General features: G+C 65.2%; 19 protein-coding genes and 1 tRNA gene. 14 read left to right on the top strand and 6 right to left on the bottom strand.

Features of this window, described 5'->3' with window-relative positions:
* The first annotated feature begins 1 nt into the window (after position 1).
* From bioA to RBA41_RS27460, 8 genes are all read left to right on the top strand, one after another.
* Positions 2 to 1,339, top strand: a complete 1,338-nt coding sequence (gene bioA, locus RBA41_RS27495; protein WP_306627568.1) for an adenosylmethionine--8-amino-7-oxononanoate transaminase — start codon at positions 2 to 4, stop codon at positions 1,337 to 1,339.
* A gap of 3 nt (positions 1,340 to 1,342) precedes the next feature.
* A complete protein-coding gene (bioF, locus tag RBA41_RS27490; protein ID WP_306627567.1) occupies positions 1,343 to 2,524 on the top strand; it encodes an 8-amino-7-oxononanoate synthase in 1,182 nt (393 codons plus the stop codon).
* Between the two features lies 1 nt (position 2,525).
* A complete protein-coding gene (bioD, locus tag RBA41_RS27485) occupies positions 2,526 to 3,338 on the top strand; it encodes a dethiobiotin synthase (RefSeq protein WP_306627566.1) in 813 nt (270 codons plus the stop codon).
* Between the two features lie 16 nt (positions 3,339 to 3,354).
* The gene (gene bioB / locus RBA41_RS27480; protein ID WP_306627565.1) at positions 3,355 to 4,389 is read left to right on the top strand and encodes a biotin synthase BioB; all 1,035 of its coding nucleotides are present in this window, start codon (positions 3,355 to 3,357) and stop codon (positions 4,387 to 4,389) included.
* 36 nt (positions 4,390 to 4,425) lie between these two features.
* Positions 4,426 to 6,468, top strand: a complete 2,043-nt coding sequence (locus tag RBA41_RS27475) for an acetyl/propionyl/methylcrotonyl-CoA carboxylase subunit alpha (RefSeq protein ID WP_306627564.1) — start codon at positions 4,426 to 4,428, stop codon at positions 6,466 to 6,468.
* A gap of 28 nt (positions 6,469 to 6,496) precedes the next feature.
* Complete coding sequence (locus tag RBA41_RS27470) at positions 6,497 to 7,426, top strand: 2-hydroxyacid dehydrogenase (protein WP_306627563.1); 930 nt, start codon at positions 6,497 to 6,499, stop codon at positions 7,424 to 7,426.
* A 35-nt stretch (positions 7,427 to 7,461) separates the two neighbouring features.
* Positions 7,462 to 8,373, top strand: a complete 912-nt coding sequence (locus RBA41_RS27465) for a hydroxymethylglutaryl-CoA lyase (RefSeq protein ID WP_306627561.1) — start codon at positions 7,462 to 7,464, stop codon at positions 8,371 to 8,373.
* Between the two features lie 453 nt (positions 8,374 to 8,826).
* Positions 8,827 to 9,060 carry a cupin domain-containing protein gene (locus RBA41_RS27460; RefSeq protein WP_306627560.1) on the top strand — a complete coding sequence of 78 codons (234 nt, stop codon included), beginning with the start codon at positions 8,827 to 8,829 and terminating at the stop codon, positions 9,058 to 9,060.
* 76 nt (positions 9,061 to 9,136) lie between these two features.
* On the opposite strand, the gene RBA41_RS27455 is transcribed toward RBA41_RS27460, so the two are convergent.
* Positions 9,137 to 9,213 (bottom strand) — tRNA-Pro (locus tag RBA41_RS27455).
* A gap of 76 nt (positions 9,214 to 9,289) precedes the next feature.
* Here RBA41_RS27455 and RBA41_RS27450 point away from each other — a divergent pair.
* Positions 9,290 to 9,958 carry a hypothetical protein gene (locus RBA41_RS27450; RefSeq protein WP_306627559.1) on the top strand — a complete coding sequence of 223 codons (669 nt, stop codon included), beginning with the start codon at positions 9,290 to 9,292 and terminating at the stop codon, positions 9,956 to 9,958.
* A gap of 110 nt (positions 9,959 to 10,068) precedes the next feature.
* Here RBA41_RS27450 and RBA41_RS27445 read toward each other — a convergent pair whose 3' ends face one another.
* The 4 genes from RBA41_RS27445 to rsmI form a co-directional block, all read right to left on the bottom strand.
* Positions 10,069 to 11,079 (bottom strand): alpha/beta hydrolase, encoded by a 1,011-nt coding sequence (locus tag RBA41_RS27445; RefSeq protein WP_306627558.1) that lies wholly within the window; start codon positions 11,077 to 11,079, stop codon positions 10,069 to 10,071.
* A 56-nt stretch (positions 11,080 to 11,135) separates the two neighbouring features.
* Positions 11,136 to 11,933 (bottom strand): alpha/beta fold hydrolase, encoded by a 798-nt coding sequence (locus RBA41_RS27440; RefSeq protein WP_306627557.1) that lies wholly within the window; start codon positions 11,931 to 11,933, stop codon positions 11,136 to 11,138.
* Between the two features lie 103 nt (positions 11,934 to 12,036).
* Positions 12,037 to 12,492: a MarR family winged helix-turn-helix transcriptional regulator gene (locus RBA41_RS27435; RefSeq protein ID WP_306627556.1), complete on the bottom strand. Its 456-nt coding sequence runs from the start codon at positions 12,490 to 12,492 to the stop codon at positions 12,037 to 12,039.
* 208 nt (positions 12,493 to 12,700) lie between these two features.
* Positions 12,701 to 13,612: a 16S rRNA (cytidine(1402)-2'-O)-methyltransferase gene (gene rsmI, locus RBA41_RS27430; protein WP_306627555.1), complete on the bottom strand. Its 912-nt coding sequence runs from the start codon at positions 13,610 to 13,612 to the stop codon at positions 12,701 to 12,703.
* A gap of 12 nt (positions 13,613 to 13,624) precedes the next feature.
* On the opposite strand from rsmI, the gene RBA41_RS27425 reads away from it, so the two are divergent.
* The 5 genes from RBA41_RS27425 to RBA41_RS27405 all read left to right on the top strand — a co-directional run bounded on the left by RBA41_RS27425 (position 13,625) and on the right by RBA41_RS27405 (position 17,191).
* Positions 13,625 to 14,905: a penicillin-binding protein activator gene (locus RBA41_RS27425; protein WP_306627554.1), complete on the top strand. Its 1,281-nt coding sequence runs from the start codon at positions 13,625 to 13,627 to the stop codon at positions 14,903 to 14,905.
* 1 nt (position 14,906) lies between these two features.
* Positions 14,907 to 15,266 (top strand): YraN family protein, encoded by a 360-nt coding sequence (locus RBA41_RS27420; RefSeq protein ID WP_306627553.1) that lies wholly within the window; start codon positions 14,907 to 14,909, stop codon positions 15,264 to 15,266.
* A gap of 56 nt (positions 15,267 to 15,322) precedes the next feature.
* Positions 15,323 to 15,919: a phosphoheptose isomerase gene (locus tag RBA41_RS27415; protein WP_054265336.1), complete on the top strand. Its 597-nt coding sequence runs from the start codon at positions 15,323 to 15,325 to the stop codon at positions 15,917 to 15,919.
* A complete protein-coding gene (locus RBA41_RS27410) occupies positions 15,912 to 16,553 on the top strand; it encodes a BON domain-containing protein (RefSeq protein ID WP_306627552.1) in 642 nt (213 codons plus the stop codon). Before RBA41_RS27415 ends, RBA41_RS27410 begins: the two co-directional genes overlap by 8 nt.
* Positions 16,554 to 16,669: 116 nt before the next feature.
* Positions 16,670 to 17,191 carry a peroxiredoxin family protein gene (locus tag RBA41_RS27405; protein ID WP_306627551.1) on the top strand — a complete coding sequence of 174 codons (522 nt, stop codon included), beginning with the start codon at positions 16,670 to 16,672 and terminating at the stop codon, positions 17,189 to 17,191.
* A gap of 36 nt (positions 17,192 to 17,227) precedes the next feature.
* Here RBA41_RS27405 and RBA41_RS27400 read toward each other — a convergent pair whose 3' ends face one another.
* Positions 17,228 to 18,112: a DUF3034 family protein gene (locus tag RBA41_RS27400; protein WP_374709613.1), complete on the bottom strand. Its 885-nt coding sequence runs from the start codon at positions 18,110 to 18,112 to the stop codon at positions 17,228 to 17,230.
* Positions 18,113 to 18,156 lie beyond the last annotated feature (44 nt).

Here is an 18,156-nt window from a genome sequence, read left to right as displayed (position 1 = left end):
GATGGCGGACATGCCCCAGGATTGGGTAGCGCGCAGCCTTCGCAGCGTATGGCACCCGTGCACGCAGATGCAGCACCACGAAACTGTACCGTTGATTCCGGTCAGCCACGGGCGCGGCGCGTGGCTGTACGACCATGAAGGCAAGCGCTATCTGGACGCGATCAGTTCTTGGTGGGTCAACCTGTTCGGCCACGCCAATCCGGTCATCAACGCGGCCTTGAAGGACCAGCTGGACCGGCTGGAGCACGCCATGCTGGCCGGCTTCACGCACGAACCGGTGGTGCGCCTGTCGGAACAGTTGTCCGAGATGACCGGCAAGGTGCTCGGCCACGCCTTCTACGCGTCGGACGGCGCATCCGCGGTCGAAATCGCGCTGAAAATGAGTTTTCATGCATGGCGCAATGCGGGCCTGGCCGACAAGCAGGAATTCGTCTGCCTGCAGGGCAGCTACCACGGCGAAACCATCGGCGCTCTGGCTGTGACCGATGTGGCGCTGTTCAAGGATGCGTACGGCCCGCTGCTGCGCGCCGCCCGCGTGGTGACCTCGCCCGACGCGCGCAATGCACAAGAAGGCGAAAGCGCGCAGGACGTGGCGCGCCGCGCCGCGGCCGACGTGGAAAAGCTGTTCGAGGAACGCGCCGGGCACATCGCCGCCATCATCATCGAACCGCTGGTGCAGTGCGCCACCGGCATGGCGATGCACGATCCGCTTTACCTGACGCTGGTGCGCGAGCTGTGCGACCGCTTCCAGGTGCACATGATCCTCGACGAAATCGCGGTCGGCTGCGGACGTACCGGCACCTTTTTCGCCTGCGAGCAGGCCGCCATCTGGCCCGACTTCCTGTGCCTGTCGAAGGGCATCAGCGGCGGCTATCTGCCGTTATCCCTGGTGCTCACGCGCGACGAGGTGTACCAGGCTTTCTACAGCGCCGACGTCACGCGCGGCTTTCTGCATTCGCACTCGTACACCGGCAATCCGCTGGCCTGCCGCGCCGCGCTGGCGACCTTGCAGATCTTCCAGGACGACGACGTCTTGAACCGCAACCGGGCGCGCGCCACGCGCCTGACGACCGCGCTGGCGCCCTTGGCCGAACATGAACGCGTGCGCAATTTCCGCCAGCGCGGCATGATCTGGGCATTCGATGCGGTCGAACCCGACGCCGCGCGCGCCGCCACCTTTTCGCGCCGCTTCTTTGCCAGCGCGCTGGAAAACGAACTGCTGCTGCGCCCCATCGGCCGCACCGTCTACCTGATGCCGCCGTATATCCTCTCCGACGAGGAAAGCGACGGCCTGGCCGAGCGCACCCGCGCCGTGTTCGACACCGTGATCGCGAGTTGACCGATGAAGCTGATTGATGCAATCGAGCGCCAACTGCGCCAGTTGGATGAGCAAAGCCTCACGCGCGAACGGCGCGTGATCGACACGCCCTGCAAGCCGCGCCTGATGGTGAACGGCCGCGCGCTGCTGGCCTTCGCCAGCAACGACTACCTGGGCCTGGCGGCGCACCCGCGCGTGGTCGATGCGCTGCGCGAAGGCGCGGACCTGTACGGCGCCGGCAGCGGCGCCTCGCACCTCATCTCCGGCCACAGCGTGGCGCACCAGCGGCTCGAAGACCGGCTGGCCGACTTCGTCGGCCCGCACCTGGAATCGGCACGCGCGCTGAGCTTTTGCACCGGCTACATGGCCAACCTGGCGATCCTCACCACCCTCGGCGCCGATGGCGACGCCCAGATTTTTTCGGAGTCGCTCAACCACGCCTCGCTGATCGACGGCGCCAGATTGGCGCGCGCCGCCGTCAAGGTGTATCCGCACGCGGACCTCGCGGCCCTGGGCGGGCTGCTGGCTGCCAGTAATGCGACGGCCAAGCTGGTGGTCACCGACAGCGTGTTCAGCATGGATGGCGACATCGCTCCCCTGCCCGAACTGCTGGCGCTATGCGAGGAGCATGGCGCCTGGCTGGTGATCGACGACGCCCACGGCTTCGGCGTGCTGGGCGCGCACGGACGCGGCGCGCTCGAACACTTCAAGCTGCGCTCGCCGAATATCGTCTACATGGGCACCCTGGGCAAGGCCGCCGGCGTCGGTGGCGCTTTTGTCGCGGCGCACGCCAGCGTGATCGAACTGATGATCCAGCGCGGCCGGCCCTACATCTACACCACCGCGGCGCCACCGGCGCTGGCGCATGCCCTGCTGACCAGCATCGAGATCATCGGCGGCGACGAAGGCGCCTCGCGCCGCGCGCACCTGCAGTCGCTGATCGCGGCGTTCGATGAACAGATTGACCTGAAACGCTGGCAGCGCGTGGCATCAAACACCGCCATCCAGGCGATCGTCATCGGCACCAACGAAGAAGTGCTGCGCATCGGCGCCGGCCTGCACGGGCATGGCCTGTGGGTGCCGGCGATCCGGCCTCCGACCGTGCCCGAAGGAACGGCCCGCCTGCGCGTGACCCTGTCGGCCGCGCACACGCATGAAGAAGTCGCGCAGCTCGCCGCTGTGCTCAACGACCTGGAAAGGACGTGAGATGAGCCTCAATGATCCCATCGTACCCGTGGTGACCGAACCGGCGCTGGACGCCGCTATCGATGCTGTGCTGGTTCCCGAGCCGCAGCCGTCGCTGGCGGCCGAAGGCCTGCCCTCGCGCTTTTGCTGTTTTGTTACCGGCACCGACACCGAAATCGGCAAGACGCTGGTCTCGGCCGCGATCCTGCACACGCTGGTGGCCGGCGGCGTGCGCGCCTGCGGCATGAAGCCGGTGGCCGCCGGCGCCACCATGCGCAATGGTGAGCTGCATAACGACGACGCCGACATGCTGGCCGGCGAAAGCAGCGTGCACCTGCCGGTCAACATCACCACCCCTTACATGCTGCGCGAAGCCTGCGCGCCGCACATCGCCGCCAGGCTCGATGGCGTGACCATCGAACCGGTGCCGATCATCGCCGCCTATGCCGAAATAGCGGCCGCCTCGGATGCCGTGGTGGTCGAGGGCGTGGGCGGCTTCCGGGTGCCGTTCTCGGACCATTTCGACAGCGCCCAGCTGGCCGAACAACTCAACCTGCCGGTGATCCTGGTGGTGGGTCTGCGTCTTGGCTGCATCAGCCATGCGCTGCTGACGGTCGAAGCGATTATCGCGCGCGGCCTGGTGCTGGCTGGCTGGGTCGTCAACGAGATCGATCCCGACATGCGCTTCGCCGACGAGAATGTCGAAGCGCTGGCGGAACGCATCCCGGCGCGCCTGCTGGGGCGCATCCCGTACCTGGACCAGCCGAATGCTGCCGACGCGGCCAAATTTATTGATCTCGCGGGGCTGCCTGGCTGGCCGTCCACGCGCGACTGAACCTGAAGGAACCATGATGTCCCAAACCCAAGCTGTCTCTTTCCACCCGCCCGCGGCCGCGATCACCCTGCCGGAAGCGGCCACCTGGCCGCTGGCGGACGTGCTGGCGCTGTTCGAGCTGCCGTTCAATGAACTGATGTTCCAGGCCCAGACGGTACACCGCAAGCAGTTCCCGGCGGGCGATGTCGAACTGGCCACGCTGTTGTCGATCAAGACCGGCGGCTGCGAGGAAGACTGCAGCTACTGTCCGCAGGCGGCGCGCTACGACACCGGCGTCGAAGCGAAGAAGATCCTCGGCATCGAGACGGTGCTCGACGCCGCGCGCCAGGCCAAGGCCAACGGCGCTACCCGCTTCTGCATGGGCGCCGCGTGGCGCAGCCCGAAAGAGCGCGACATGGAAAAGGTCGAAGAGATGGTGCGCGAAGTCAAGGCGCTGGGCCTGGAAACCTGCGCCACCCTCGGCATGCTCGAAGAAGGCCAGGCCGACCGCCTGAAAGAAGCGGGCCTGGACTACTACAACCACAATCTCGACACCGCGCCCGAGTTCTACAGCAACGTGATTTCGACCCGCGAATACCAGGACCGCCTGGACACCCTGGGCCGCGTGCGCAGCGCCGGCCTGAAGGTCTGCTGCGGCGGCATCGTCGGCATGGGCGAATCGCGCCTGCAGCGCGCCGGCCTGATTGCCCAATTGGCGAACCTGAATCCGTATCCGGAATCGGTGCCGGTCAATCACCTGGTGCAGGTCGAAGGCACGCCGCTGCACGGCATGGACCCGCTCGACCCGTTCGAATTCGTGCGCACCATCGCAGTGGCCCGCATCACCATGCCGCAGGCGCGCGTGCGCTTGTCGGCGGGCCGTCGCCAGATGGGCGAAGCGGTACAGGCGATGTGCTTCCTGGCAGGTGCCAATTCGATTTTCTACGGCGACAAGCTGCTCACCACCGATAACCCGGAAGCCGAAGACGACCGCACCCTGCTGGCCAAACTGGGCCTGGTGACGCGCGCATCGACCCTGGAATCGGCGCCCAAGGCCAGCTGCGGCGGCTGATCCACCTTTTAGAACAACATCGATCGAGACCCACGCATGTTCACAAAAATCCTCATCGCCAACCGTGGCGAAATCGCTTGCCGTGTAGCCGCTACCGCGCGCCGCATGGGCATCAGGACTGTCGCCGTGTACTCCGAGGCGGACGCGAACGCCAAGCATGTCGCGGTATGCGATGAAGCTGTGCTGATCGGCCCTGCCGCCGCCAAGGAAAGTTATCTGTGCGGCGACAAGATCATCGCCGTGGCGCTGGCCACCGGCGCTGAAGCGATCCACCCCGGCTACGGCTTCTTGTCCGAGAACGCGGAATTCGCCGACGCCTGCGCCGAAGTGGGCCTGGCGTTCATTGGCCCGCCGGGTTCGGCCATGCGTGCGATGGGTTCCAAGTCGGCTGCCAAGTCGCTGATGGAAAAGGCCAATGTGCCGCTGGTGCCGGGTTATCACGGTGACGAGCAGGATCCGGATTTTTTGCAGAAGCAGGGCGACCGCATCGGTTACCCGGTGCTGCTCAAGGCCAGTGCCGGTGGTGGCGGCAAGGGCATGCGCGTGATCGAAAAATCGGAAGACTTCAAGGCGGCGCTGGCCTCGTGCAAGCGCGAGGCGATCAGCTCCTTCGGCGACGACAAGGTCCTCGCCGAAAAATACCTGCTGCGTCCACGCCACATCGAGATCCAGGTATTCGCCGACACCCATGGCAATTGCGTCTACCTGCACGAGCGCGATTGCTCGGTGCAGCGGCGCCACCAGAAGGTGCTGGAAGAAGCGCCGGCGCCAGGCATGTCGCTTGAGCGCCGCGCCGCCATGGGCGAGGCCGCGGTGGCCGCAGCGCGCGCGGTGGGCTACGTGGGCGCGGGCACGGTCGAATTCATCGCCAACCAGGATGGTTCGTTCTACTTCATGGAGATGAACACGCGCCTGCAGGTCGAGCATCCGGTCACCGAAATGATCACCGGGACCGACCTGGTGGAGTGGCAGCTGCGCGTGGCCAACGGCCAGCCGCTGCCGAAAACGCAGGCCGAACTGGCCATCCATGGCCACGCGATCGAGGCGCGCATCTACGCCGAAAATCCTGAAAAGGGCTTCCTGCCGTCGATCGGCACCTTGCGCCATATGGATACGCCGGGTGCCGTGAGTTTTGAACTGGGCGGAACGCCGGGCGGTTCGCCGGCGGCGGTGCGCATCGATTCCGGCGTGCGCGAAGGCGACGCCATCTCGCCGTATTACGACCCGATGATCGCCAAGCTGATTGTCTGGGGCGCGGACCGCACGCAGGCGCTGGCGCGCATGTCGCAGGCGCTGGCCGAGTTCCAGATCGTTGGCCTGGCCACGAATATCGCTTTCCTCAAGCGCCTGGTCGAAGGCGCCGCGTTCGCGACGGCCGATCTGGACACGGGCCTGATCGAACGCAATGCCGACACCTTGTTCCCGCGGCCGAAAGCGGCGCCCGTCGGCGCGCTGGCGCTGGCCGCGGTGGCCTTGACCAGCGCCGAGAAGCAGGCGTCCATCGGCCAGTCGCCCAATCGGTCCGACCCGTGGGGCAATGCGCTCGGCTGGCGCCTGAACAGCGCCTACCAGCGCCAGCTCTCGTTCACCGACGAGTATTCGGCGGCGAAGGAAGGCAAGGGGTACAACGTCGGCCTGACGTATCGCCCGCATGGGTGGGATTTGTCGGTCAATGGCATCGACGCCGAGCTGGCGGTCACCGCGCAGGATGGCGCCGAGCTGTCGATCAAGCTTGGTGCGACCTCGATCCACGGCGCCGTGCGGGTTGACGGCGACACCTTCCACGTATTCACGGGCGGCCGGCACTTTGTGCTGGTCTATAACGATCCGATGGCGCACGCCGGCGAAGCCGAAGCCGCAGGCGGGCGCCTGACCGCGCCGATGCCGGGCAAAGTGGTGGCGGTACTCGCCACCAAAGGACAGCAAGTCAAGAAGGGCGACCCGCTCGTCATCATGGAAGCGATGAAGATGGAACATACCATCGGCGCACCAGGCGACGGGCTGGTTGAAGAAATTCTGTATCAGGTAGGAGACCAGGTCGCCGACGGCGCACCGCTGTTGGCATTCAAGGCTGCATAAAAACCAGAAAAACATAGTGGAGACAAGCATGCGCATTCTTCTACATCGAGCCGACGGCGTTACCGAGCCGTGGGTCCGCGATTTCGCCAGCGTGCTGCCCCAGGCCGAGGTGGTGCTCTGGCAGGAGGGCGTGTCCTGCGCGCCTTGCGATTACGCCGTTCTTTGGTCGCCACCGGCGGCGCTGCTCGACCACCTGGCCAAGGTCAAGGCGATTTTCCTGACCGGCGCCGGCGTGGACGCCATTCTCAAGTTCGGCGACGCGCTGCCGCCGGTGCCCATCATTCGCCTGGGTGACGCCGGCATGGCGATCCAGATGGCCGAATACGTGGCCCATGCGGTGCTGCGCTACTACCGCCGCTTCGACGAATACGAACGCCAGGCACGCCGTGGCGTGTGGGCGCCGCTGCCCCAGTTCGACAAGGCGCAGTTCACGGTCGGCGTGATGGGCATGGGGATGCTGGGGCGGCGCGTGCTCGACTCGCTGGCCCAATTCGGTTTTCCGCTGCGGGGCTGGAGCCGCAGCCAGAAGGAGATCGATGGCGTCGCCTGTTTTTCGGGCGACGACGGCCTCGATGAATTCTTGCGCGGCACGCGGGTGCTGGTGTGCATGCTGCCGCTCACCCACGACACCACCAACCTGCTGGCGCGCGCCAATCTGTCCAAGCTGCCCGAAGGCGCGTATGTGGTCAACGTGGCGCGCGGCGCGCACGTGGCCGAGCCGGATTTGCTGACCCTGATCCGTTCGGGCCACATCGCCGGCGCCACGCTCGACGTATTCCGCAACGAGCCGCTGCCCGGACCGCACCCGTTCTGGGACGAGCCGAGGATTACCATCACGCCGCATATCTCGGCGCTGACCTTGCGCAGCGAAAGCGTGGCGCAGATCGCCGGCAAGATCGGCGCACTCGAACGCGGCGAGCCGGTGGCCGACGTGGTCGACCGCGCACGCGGGTATTAACGCGCATGTATTCACATTTCGAACAAGGAACCGACATGAGCACCCTGCCGCAGAAAGTCAAGATCGTTGAAGTCGGGCCGCGCGACGGCCTGCAGAACGAGAAGGAGTCGGTCAGCGCCGCCGTCAAGATCGAGCTGGTCGACCGCCTCTCGCGCGCCGGCTTCGCCAACATCGAGGCAGCGTCGTTTGTGTCGCCCAAGTGGGTGCCGCAGATGGCCACCAGCACCGAGGTAATGGCCGGGATCACGCGCCGCGCCGGCGCCATTTATTCGGCGCTCACCCCGAATATGCAGGGCTTCGATGCCGCGCTGGCCGCGAAAGCCGATGAAGTTGTCATCTTCGGGTCGGCCTCGGAAGCGTTCTCGCAAAAGAACATCAACTGCTCGATCGCCGAATCGATCGCGCGCTTCGAGAGCGTGGCCAAGGCGGCCAAGGAGCACGGCCTGCGCCTGCGCGGGAGCATCAGCTGCGCGTTCGGCTGCCCGTACCAGGGCGAAGTGTCGCTCGACGCCGTGGGTGACGTGGTTGGCCGCATGCGCGAGCTGGGATGCGACGAGATCGACATCGCCGACACCATCGGCGTATCGACCGCGCGCAAGACGCAGGCGGTGATGCTGCGCGCGGCGCAGGAGTTTCATCTGGACCGGATCTCGGGGCATTTCCACGACACGTACGGGCAGGCGCTGGCCAATATCTACGCCAGCCTGGAAGTGGGCGTATCGATCTTTCATTCGTCGGTGTCGGGCCTGGGCGGCTGCCCGTATGCCAAGGGCGCGACCGGAAATGTGGCGACCGAGGATGTGCTGTACCTGATGCAGGGCCTTGGCATCGAAACCGGGATCGATCTCGATATGGTGGTCGATGCGGGGCAGTTCATTTCGCAGCACCTGGGACGCAAGGGTTCCAGCCGCGCGGGCAATGCGCTTGCGGCCAAGCGCGCGGGTTAAGGCCATTACATTACGCTTCGTCGTTTCCGCGCAGGAAGGCGATAAGCATCCCCACCTTGGCCGGCAGATGGCGCGTGTTCGGGTAGACCGCGTACACGCCCTGTTCGGGCAACGCATGCGCGGGCAGTAGCCTTAACAGACGTCCCGCCGCCGTCCAGGCTGGCCGCCGCCTTCGTGAACGAACCGGTCTCGACGATAGCAACGAACATCTGCAGCCGGTTCAGGTTCAGCATAAATAGGCAATCGATTGTCAATTCAATTTGACAGTGTATTACGGTTGCCGCTGTTTTTCTTCCTGTGCCGCACTCCTATAATGGCTTATCAATTATGCAAAGGAGAGCTGCATGCCCCATCCCATCATCAACCTCGATCAGCTGGCCCCGCAAGACTTGCCGCCGCAGTATGCGGCCACTGGCGCGGCCGCCGACCGCTTCGCGCCGCGCATGGCGATGATTGGCGAACTGTCCGGCGGGCGGGCAGGAGACGGCACATCACATCATCAATACGGGGGAAGGGGAGTTGCGCTACCTGGCGCTGAGTACGAACAAGTCACCGGAAGTGGTGGAATTTCCCGATTCGGGGAAGTATGCGACACTGCTGCTCGATGCAGGCGGCGGTGCAAACACCTTGCCACAACGGACAGTGGGCCACATTGGCCAATCGGTCGACTACTGGGAAGGGGAATGATGCTGCAAGAGAGAACTACGAGAGGGAGATATGACAGGCTGACGAGGTCTTTTTCGTCAGCCTGCATAAGAAATACTGGTCGGAGTACAAGGATTCGAACCTTGGACCCCCTGGTCCCAAACCAGGTGCGCTACCGGGCTGCGCCACACTCCGAGGACCAGAATCATAGCGGAGGGAATTAACTTGGTCAAGGGTCAGTATGATTTTTTCGCATTTTTCTACGATATAGATGAATTTTTACGCACCTGTACACGGTCAGAGCGTTAACGACCGGGTGTTGTTCCGGGTCGGTGCCGGCATTGCGATATCGATTGCCGTGCATGGACTGCTGCTGTTCGCGTATCGGCAGGGGCTGATGCCGTCGTGGCGGGAGGATGCCGAGGTGCCGCGCGAGGCGCTGGTGGTGAGCCTCCGTGCGCCGGAGCCGGCGCCGACGCCGACGCCCAAGGTGGTACCACAGCCGAAACCGACGCCTGCGATGAAACCCGAGCCGGCCACGACCGAACGAGCCGAGCCGACACCGAAGACGCAAACGGCGAGGGCCCGGCAAACGCCGGCGGAGAGCATCTCGGCGCCCGACGTGATCGCCTTGCCGGAGAAGGAGGCGGATGCACCGGCCGCGCCGGAGGCGTTCACGGTGGCGCCGCCATCAGGGGCGCCGCAGTTCGATCCGGACGCGGCCCGCAAGTTTGCACGCGAGATCGCCACCAAACCGGACCCGGCGCGCGCGGGGATGGCCGTGGCGCAGATTCCACCCAAGCCGTACGCGACCGAAACCAAGGCGGCGCGGCTCATCGCGGGGGCCAAGCGACGCGACTGCAAGGATGGGATTCCGGGTGGATTGCTGGCGCCACTCGTTCTGCTGCTCGATAAGAAGGATAGTGGGTGCAAGTGGTAGGCGATCGGCAGGCCTGCATTCCCACCGCCTGCGATGCTCATCGAGGCGCCGGCCGGCCCGGGTAACAGCTGGCCGGCGGAGACACCAGGCGCAGGCCTGGCCGTCACTGCTTATTTCAGACGCAGCTTCAGTTCCTGCGACGCCTGCTCGAGCGCGCTGCGGGTAGCTGGCAGGGTGGCCAGCGCGTTGAGCAGCCCGAAGTCGTGGATCATGCCGTTGTAGCGCACGCTCTTGACCTCCACCCCGGCCGCGTCGAGCTTGCGGGCATAGGCTTCGCCTTCATCGCGCAGCACGTCGAATTCGGCGGTCTGGATCAGCGTCGGCGGCAGGCCTTGCAGTTGCGCGCTGGTCGCTTGCAGGGGCGAAGCGTAGATCTCCTTGCGGGCGCCGGCGTCCCTGGTGTAGTGGTCCCAGAACCAGACCATCAGGTCGCGGGTCAAAAAGTGACCGTCGGCGAACTGCCTGTACGACGGCGTTTCGAAGTTGGCGTCGGTCACGGGCCACATCAGCAGCTGGGCACGCAGCTTGGGTGCGCCCTGATCCTTGGCCATCAGGCTGACCACGGCCGCCATGTTGCCGCCCACGCTGTTGCCGGCCACCGCCAGGCGCTTGCCGTCGACGTTGATGGCGTCGCCATTCTCGGCCACCCAGCGGGTCGCCGCATAGGCTTGCTTGAGCGCCACCCCGTAGCCCGCTTCGGGCGAGGGCGTGTAGTTGACGAATACCGCCGCCGCGCCGGAACCGGCCACCAGGTCGCGCACCAGGCGCTCGTGGGTCGGATAGTCGCCCAGCACCCAGCCGCCGCCGTGGAAGAACATGAAGGCCGGGATCTTGCCCCTGGCCCCAGCCGGGCGCACGATGGTCAGCTGGACCGGCTTGCCGTCGAGGGTGACGGTTTTTTGGCTCACATCGGCCGGTGCCAGCGCCACCTTGCTGCCCGCCTGCGCCCCGACCAGCACGGCGCGCGCTTCTTCCGGCGTCATCTGGTTGAGCGGCTTGCCGCCTTCGATCGCTTTCAAAAACTGCGCGGTGTTGCGTTCGACGCCGGGAAGGCTGGCGGCGTGGGCGGTCGACAGCGAGGCGGCGAGCAGGGTCAGGGCGAGGGTGGCGGTGGCTTTCATGATATTTCCTTTTTTAATTGATGTCTATTAAGTAGCGAGCTATATATTGGATCGGATTACTTGGCCTGGGCTGCGTCTTCGATCAGGCGGGCAACGGCAGCCGGGTTCGAGGTCATCACGACGTGCGAGGCGCCCTTGATTTCGACGGTCTTGCGCGACTTGGCGCGTTCGGCCATGAAGCCCAGGGCCGCCGCCGGGATGTTCTTGTCGCCGGTGCCATAGATGAAGTACGACGGCAGGTTCTTCCAGGCCGGGGCGCCGGACGCTTCGGTCAACGCGGCTTCGGCGATCGGGCGCTGGGCTACCGCCATCAGCTGGGCATCGGCTTTCGGCACATCGGCGGCGAATTGCTGATGAAACTTGTCTTGCTGGATGTAGAAGTCCTTGCCGCCGCCGGCGATGGCGACCGGCTCGGCCAGCGCCTGGCCCAGGGTGCCGCCGGGGAAGCGGCCGGACAGTTCGAGCGCCGTCTCGCCCTGGTCCGGAGCGAAAGCCGCTACATAAACCAGGCTTTTCACGTTCGGGTTGCCGTTGGCGGCGGTCGAGATCACCGCACCGCCGTAGGAGTGACCGACCAGCACCACCGGACCCTTGACGCTCTTGACGATATCGGACACCACGGCGGCGTCGCCCTTGACGCTGCGCAGCGGGTTGGCCGCGCCGATCACGCTGTAGCCATCGGCGCGCAGCCTGGCGGCCACGCCGTTCCAGCTGCCGGCATCGGCAAAGGCGCCGTGCACCAGGATGACGGTCGGCTTGACGGCGGCGACCGGGGCTGGCGCGGCCATGGCCGGGGTTGCTGCTGCGGCGGCGGTGATCGACAGGGCGAGGGCGATGGTGTTGATGGCTTTCATGATGGTTCCTTTTAAAAGATTAGATTAGTTAGCGATTATATAGTGCACTACATTTTGAATCGACCGGGGCAGGCGGTGACTGTCCGCCCTGGCTTGTCAGGTGCTACGTGTTCTTGTTCAGATTACTGCGCAGTACGTCGAGCTGCTGCTTCATGCTGATGACCTGGTCCAGCTCACAGCCAACGGCGCACAACAGTTGCGACGGAAACTTCTTCGCTTCTTCCCGCAGAAGGCTCCCTGCTTCGGTCAGCGAGATGATGACCTGGCGTTCATCGCTGGCGGCGCGGATGCGGGTCAGCAGTTCAGCCTGTTCCATCCGCTTGAGCAGGGGAGTCAGGGTTGCCGAGTCCAGGAACAGGCGCTCGCCAATCTCCGACACCGTCAACTCGTTCTGTTCCCACAGCACCATCAACACCAGGTACTGCGAGTACGTCAGCCCGAGCTTGCGCAGCAACTTGCGGTACAGCTTGCTCATCGCCAGGGAAGTCGAGTACAGCGAGAAGCACAACTGGCCATCGAGCCGGGGGACTTCGTTATTCGGTGTTTGTTTGTCGTCCATGTGAAGAATTATAGATAGCGCACTATCGAATAGCAAGCTATTTTTAAATCTTTTTACTTGCCGAACTTTGCTCCGCCGCCGGCACGCGCGCTGCTCCGCGCCAGCCGTCGGGCATAGTCCCCCGATACGACTTGCGCGGCGGATGGTTCGAAGCAGCCCGCGTTCCGCTTGGACCACGGCGACGGCACGAAAGTGCGATTGATCTGGATCAGTCTTGCTGACCCTTGATTTCCAGCGCGCGGTCGTACAGGGCATTCTTCTTGCGCCCGGTAATTTGCGCCGTCAGGTTGGCGGCCTGCTTGACCGAACATTCGGCCAGCAAGATGTTGAGAATGCGCTCGGCCTCGGCATCCTCGGCATCGCCCTCGGCCTGTGCGCCCTCCAACAGCACCACGTACTCGCCCTTTTCGCGGTGCGCATCGGCCTTGACCCATTCCAGCGCCTCCGACAAGGGACAGCGGTGGATTTCTTCGAACAGCTTGGTCAGCTCGCGCGCGAACACCACCTGGCGGCCCGGCTCGAACACGCCGGTCAACGCTTCCACACAATCAAGAATGCGGTGCGGCGCTTCGTAGAACACCATGGTCGCACCCACGGTCAGCAGTTTTTGCAGGGCGGTTTCGCGCTGCTTGGCCTTGGCCGGCAAGAAGCCCACAAAATAGAACTGGTCGTTGACCAAGCCGCTGGCCGACAGCGCCGTCACCGCCGCCGACGCGCCCGGCACCGGCACCACGCGCAAGCCGGCGCTGCGCACCGCGTCGACGATGCGCGCGCCCGGGTCCGACACGCCCGGCGTGCCCGCGTCCGACACCAGCGCGATGCGCTCGCCGGCCTGCAGGCGCGCGATCAGCTTGTCGGCCACTTCGCGTTCGTTGTGCTGGTGCGCGGCGATCATCGGGCGCGACAGGCCGAAGCGGGTCAGCAGGTTGCCGGTGTTGCGGGTGTCCTCGCAGGCGACCGCGTCGACCAGCGAGAGCACGTGCAAAGCGCGCACGCTGATGTCGGTCACGTTGCCGATGGGAGTAGCCACGATATACAGGGTTGCTGTAGGATAGGACTGATGCGCCGCCTCGCCGATGACGGGAAGCTGAGCGATCGGAGTGGTCTGGAATTCTGTCATTTGGGAGTGGTAATGCTGATTAAAAGTCTGAAGGGCCTGTTCGCCGTTAGCGCGCTCGCGATGCTGAGTGCCTGCAGCACGCCCTGCGACAGGCCGGGGGGATTGTGCGCGCCTATCGAGCCAAACACAAGTGTCGTACCGGCGCAGCCGCGCGCGCCCGAGATCCAGGAACCGGTCGTGCCGGAAGCCGAGGTTGAAACGATGCCGGTCGACGCGCCTCCCGGCACCATGGCCGCCAACCCGCGTGCGGCGGACTTGCCCGCCGCCGTGCCCGCCGCCGGCCCGGCCACCCGCATCGGCCTGCTGCTGCCGACCCGCTCCGATGCGCTCGGTCCGCCGGCAGGCGCCTTGCGCGCCGGTTTCATGGCCGCCTACGAACGCGACCGCAGCGGATTCGTGGTCAACCTGATCGAAACCGGCGACAGCCCGCAGGAAGTGCTGGCCGCCTACACGGAGGCGCTCGGACAGAACGATATCGTGGTCGGTCCTTTGGCGCGCTCGGCGGTGAGCGCGATCGCGGCCGCCGGCGTGGCGGTCAGCAAGCCGACCCTGGCCCTGAACCATCCGGATGGACGCGCCACCCACGCGGCCCTGCCGCACAACATGCTGGTCATGGGCCTGTCGATCGAAGACGAGGCGCGCCAGGTGGCGCAGTGGGCCGCCAGCGAGCATCCGGGCGCACGCGCCCTGGTCGTGTCCGGCGCGAATGCCTGGCAGCGCCGCATCGCCAGTGCGTTCACGGCCCAGTGGAAACAGCTGGGCAACCAGTCGCAGACGGTGGAACTGGCGGCCTCGAACGGTTATCTGAGCGAATCGGGCATTTTCCAGCTGAAAAGCCGGGTCGATGCCGACATGCCGACCCTGCTGTTTACCGCGCTCGACGCCGACCAGCTGCGCCAGGTGCGCACCTCGCTCGGCACTAACGTACCGGTCTACGGCACCTCGTCGGTCAATCCGGGCACGGAACCGGGCACCGCGCTGGCCGAACTGGACGGCGTGCGCCTGCTCGACCTGCCGTGGGAAGTGCAGCCCGACCATCCGGCGGTGATGGTCTATCCGCGCTGGAACGCCAGCCGCCGCACGCTCGACCTCGACCGCCTGTACGCGCTGGGCATCGATGCCTTCCGCGTGGCGCGCGAAATCACCCTGCACCCGGGCGCCTCGTTCACCATGGATGGGGTGACGGGCAAGCTGTCGGTCAGCTTCGGCAACGGTCCGGCGCGCTTCGAGCGGGTCCAGCCGACCGCGGTGTATCAGGGCGGCAGCTTCAAGCCGTCTGACAGCGTGAACTGACATGTGGCCGGCCCGGCTCAGCGGCAAGCAGCGCCAGGGCCAGCTGTGGGAACAGACGGCACTGGCCTATCTGCAGCGCCAGGGCTTGCGCCTGGTGGAAGCGAACTACCGCTGCCGGGGCGGCGAAATCGACCTGATCATGCGCGACGGCGAGGCGCTGGTGTTCGTCGAAGTGCGCCAGCGCGCAAGCAAGAGCCACGGCGGCGCGGCCGCCAGCATCACTGCCGCCAAAGTGCGGCGCATGGTGTGCGCCGCCCAGACCTATCTGCTGCGCTTTGCGCACCTGCCGCCATGCCGCTTCGACGTGGTGGCCATCGACGGCGAACAGCTCGACTGGCTGCGCGACGCCATCCAGTTGTAAGCAATTTTAATCGTGCTTGGCCGGGTTCCCGGGCTGCTGCACTATAATCCCCCACTATGAATACTCAACGCATCCTCGCTCACTTCCACGAAAGCGCCGAACTCAAGATTCAGGCGGCTTCTGCCCTGGCCCAACCTATCTCGCAGGCGATCGAACTGATGTTCTTCGCCTTGTCGAATGGCAACAAGATTCTTGCCTGCGGCAATGGCGGGTCGGCTGCCGACTGCCAGCACTTCGCGGCCGAGCTGGTGGGCCGCTTCGAGCGCGAGCGCTTTCCGCTGCCGGCGCTGGCGCTGACCACCGACACCTCGATCATGACGGCGGTGGGCAACGATTACAGCTACCGCGAGATTTTCTCGAAGCAGGTGCAAGCCTTCGGCCAGGCCGGCGACGTGCTGCTGGCCATTTCCACCTCGGGCAACTCGGCCAACGTGATTGCCGCGGTCGAAGCGGCGCTGGAGCGCGAAATGCGCATCGTGGCGCTGACCGGCAAGGATGGCGGCGCGCTCGGCAAGATGCTGACCGATGCCGACGTGCATATCTGCGTGCCGCACGCGCGCACCGCGCGCATCCAGGAAGTCCATCTGGTGACCATACACTGCATTTGCGACGGCATCGATGTCGCCCTGTTCGGAGGAGATGTGAATGAATGATTCCAGTCTGCGCATGATGCGCCCGCTCGCGAAAGCAGCCGTCTGCGTCGCCCTGCTGGGCAGCCTGCAAGGCTGCGTCGGCCTGTTCGTGGGCGGAGCCGTTGCCGGCGCCGTGGCCACGGCCGACCGCCGCACGCTCGGCGCCCAGGCCGACGACAAGGCGATTGCGCTCAAGGCCGAGATGCGCTTGCCGAAAATTACCGGCGAAGATGTGCACATCAATGTCAACAGCTTCAACCGCAAGGTACTGCTGACCGGTGAAGTGCGCGACGAAGCGATGAAGGCGGCGGTCGAGCGCGAAGTGAACAACGTCGATGGCGTGATGATGGTGATTAACGAACTCGAAGTCGGTTCGCCCGCCACCTACACCTCGCGTTCGAGCGACGCGCTGATCACCACCAAGGTCAAGGCCAGCCTGGTGGACATGAAGACCATTTCGGCCACCTCGTTCAAGGTCATCACCGAGCGCGGCACCGTGTTCCTGATGGGCCGCGTGACCCAGCGCGAAGGCCAGATTGGCGCCGATGTGGCGCGCGGCGTGTCGGGCGTGAAGAAAGTGGTCAAAGTGCTGGAATACATCAGCGAAGACGAGCGCAACGCGCTCTCGCCGCTCTCCTCGTCGGTCCAGCTGTAGTTGTCGCTGTAAGTACTTGCACCCGCCGGGGCGCCCAGCCCTGCGCGGGCCGTCATGCGGGCAGCGTTTCGACAGCGCGGCTATAATGACTTTCCGTCCTACTCCAGCTCACCGTCATGTCCACCCAGACCCCGCCCCGTTCCTCCTGGCTCAAACCGGCACTCATCGGCGCGGCCGTGCTGGCCATTGCCGTCGCCGGCTACGCCGCGCTGGCGCGCAGTACGCGGGCGCCGGACGTGACCTTCATCGACATCAAGGGTAACAAGATCAGCTCGCAGAGCTTGCGCGGCAAAGTGTTCATGGTCAATTTCTGGGCCACGTCGTGCGTCACCTGCGTCAAGGAAATGCCGCAGATGGTCGAGACTTACAACAAGTTCAAGGGTGAGGGCATGGAGTTCATCGCCGTGGCGGTGAAGTACGACCCGCCCAACTATGTGCTCAATTACGCCGAGACGCACCAGCTGCCGTTCACGGTGGCGCTCGACAGCGCTGGCGATATTGCCAAGGCATATGGCGACGTGACCCTGACGCCGACCACGTTCGTGATCGATAAAGAGGGCAAGATCATCAAGCGCTACGTGGGCGAACCCGATTTCCAGGCGCTGCACAAGCTGCTGCAAAAGACGATCGCGGGATAAGCCGCTGCGGAACCTTCAGCCGGAGAAGCGCAGGCCTCAAAACCCCGTCTGTACCGATAAATACGCGCCCCTCTGGCGCTTCGGATTGAACACCGTGATATCCCCCAGCACCGCATAGGCCGCCGTCACCGACACATGCTTGCTCGGGAACCAGGCCACGAACACGTCGTAGTACGCCTTTTCATTGTCCACGCCCAGGTTATGCGGCTTGCGGCGGTATTCCACGCCGGCCACCATCTGGCGGTCCACCATGTACGCGGCCGACACTTCCAGCATCGCCTTGTAGGAATCGCCCTTGTCGCCGCCGAAACCCAGCAGACCCATCTGATTAGCCCTGGTCGCGCGCACGGTGGCGTTGAGCAGCAGGCTCTGCTGCAGCAATAGCTTGGTCGCGGCCAGGTACACATCGGTGCCGCGGTCATCCTTCGCGCCCAGCTGGGTCACCTTGCTCACGCCCAGCGCCCCCAGCCCGCCCACGCCCTTGTTGCGCTTGTACAGCGCGCCGACGGCGATCTGCGGCAGAAACACATCCTGCCCGTAGACGGCGTCGCCCGCCAGTTTCACCTTCACGCCCAGGATATCCTGCCTGATGCTGAGCCGGTCCAGCGGCGCCAGGCTGCCCTTGAAGTGCTGCTGCGCCAGCGACAATTCGACCCGGTCCGCCAGCCCGACGGCAATCCCGGCCGTGTCGAGCGTGTAATCCTGGGTCCGCACGCCGGTGTAGTGCGCGTTCGCGCCCCAGCTGTCGCGGCTGCCGTAGCCGGTGATCAGGGCCCACGGCGTCAGGCCGCCGCCGCCCGCCCCTTCGAGCTGGCTGACGCCGCCCGTCGCGCTCAGCTTGCCCATGTCGGGCCGGCCCTGTCCGTAGGTCGCACCGCTGGCCAGACTTGCCACCAAGAACAAGCCACCCAAACGCGCCATCTGCATATGCTCTCCTTGAAAAAGCGGAACGAAGTAAGCCGTCT

This window comes from Massilia scottii, from assembly GCF_030846495.1.
Lineage (GTDB): Bacteria > Pseudomonadota > Gammaproteobacteria > Burkholderiales > Burkholderiaceae_D > Telluria_A > Telluria_A violaceinigra.
Note: the sequence above shows the minus strand (reverse complement) of the source record. Positions and strands in the feature narration are given on the sequence as shown.